The organism is Shewanella inventionis (genome assembly GCF_014641855.1).
Lineage (GTDB): Bacteria > Pseudomonadota > Gammaproteobacteria > Enterobacterales > Shewanellaceae > Shewanella > Shewanella inventionis.
In genome coordinates this window covers 1-1638 of record NZ_BMII01000096.1, presented here as the reverse complement: position 1 = coordinate 1638, position 1638 = coordinate 1, and the positions used below count along the sequence as shown (strand labels likewise).

Sequence of the window (1638 nt, the reverse complement as noted above, 5' to 3'; positions counted from 1 at the left end):
TCGGCGTTTTTCAAGGTAGTTGTCGCCTAAGCTGTTAAGCTGCTTCTTTTTTGTTCTCTGGGTTTAACTCCACCTCACCGATTTCATCCCAGTTTCTGGTGCCATTTGACCAGCGGTTAGGGTTAATTTTTTGCGCTTTTTTGTATAACTCACGGCGTTTTGCCAATATCGCTTTATCTTCACCATGATGACGTTGTGCGGGTATCACGAATTTGATACGACTATGTCTGTGCTCATTGTTGTACCAATTCGCGAAGTCTTTCACCCAAGTTCTTGCATCTTCAAGGCTTTTAAAGCCTTCACTTGGCCAGCGGTGGCTGTATTTGACCGTGCGAAACAGTGATTCCGAGTACGGATTATCATTGCTGACACCTGGACGACTACGAGAGCCTATTACTCCCATTTCAAGCATCTTGGACTGCATCGTTAAGCATTTCATCGGACTGCCGTTATCTGAGTGCAATACCACGTTTTGTTTAACGCATTTCTCAGCCCAGAGAGTTCGCTCAAGCAACTTTGCAGCATAGTCACCTGATTCACTATCATGAACTTCCCAACCCACAATTTTACGACTGAAAATGTCGATTATCATGTAAAGGTAGAAAAACCGTCCAATCACTGTTGAAGGACAGTAGCTGATATCCCAGGTCCACACTTGATTTGGTCCTGTCGCTGTGTACCCCCTAGGCTTAGCTCGGCTACCTTTAGGTTTTTCTTTTCCTCGATGAGTGAGTTGGTTGTTGGCCTTCAGCACACGATAAAAGCTTGATTCAGAAGCGATATATTGCCCATTATCTGCCAGCATTGGTACTATCTGGCTTGGCCCTAAATTAGCGTATTCTTCTTGATTACTGATAGCTAATATGGCTTGCTGTTCTTCCTCTGTTAGCTTATTTGGGGGCTGGGGTCTATCCGCTATAGGCCTTTTATCACCGATGATTTCACCGCCTTCTTGCCAGCGCTGTAACGTCCGTATAGACAAACCAATTTCTTCACAGGCTTTCTCTTTTCTTGCGCCTGAGGTAACGGCATTATCAATCAAGGATGTGTAATGCAGCCTATCTGAGAGTGAGGTTAACTGTCCTCGTCTTCCCCCCAGTAGGCATTTAACTTTTTTCTTAACACCAATAATGCCGCGGTTTCAGCTAGGGCTGCATCCTTACGTTTTAACTCTTTTTCTAGCTCTTTAATTCGCTTACGGTCGGCTTTTCGCTCTTGGGCTAATTGCTTACGCTGCTGGGCTTGTGTTTGATTGCCTGCAATACAGCTTTGCTTCCATTCTTTAACTTGTTCAGGGTAAAGCCCTTTTTCACGGCAATACTCACTTAACTCAATTTCGCTTAATGCTGACGTTTCTAAAACAATTGAGAACTTTTGCTCTGGTGACCAACCATCTAAATTATTACTCTCTGCCAAACTAGAACCTACTTTTAAATACTTATCTCGCCATGAATACAAAGTAGATAAGTTGATACTTTCTAGCTTTGCGAATTGGCCTAATGATAAGCCACTTTCAAGGAGCTTTCTAATGACGGCTTGCTTATGCTCTTCTGGATAATGCTTCATTCATAACTAACTTACCGCTCCCTGTTTTATTTTTATGAAAAACTGAGGCGACAACTATCCTGACACAGGGGG

1 protein-coding gene is annotated in these 1638 nt (G+C 43.3%); it reads right to left on the bottom strand.

The window, feature by feature from the left end; genetic code table 11:
- Window positions 1–34: 34 nt before the first annotated feature.
- Window positions 35–1566, bottom strand: a protein-coding gene (locus IEW93_RS21710) for an IS3 family transposase (protein ID WP_229706749.1) whose coding sequence is annotated in 2 segments (ribosomal slippage) — window positions 35–1104 and window positions 1104–1566 — 1533 coding nt in all. Because the reading frame shifts where the segments join, the coding sequence is not laid out codon by codon here.
- Between the last annotated feature and the right edge of the window lie 72 nt (window positions 1567–1638).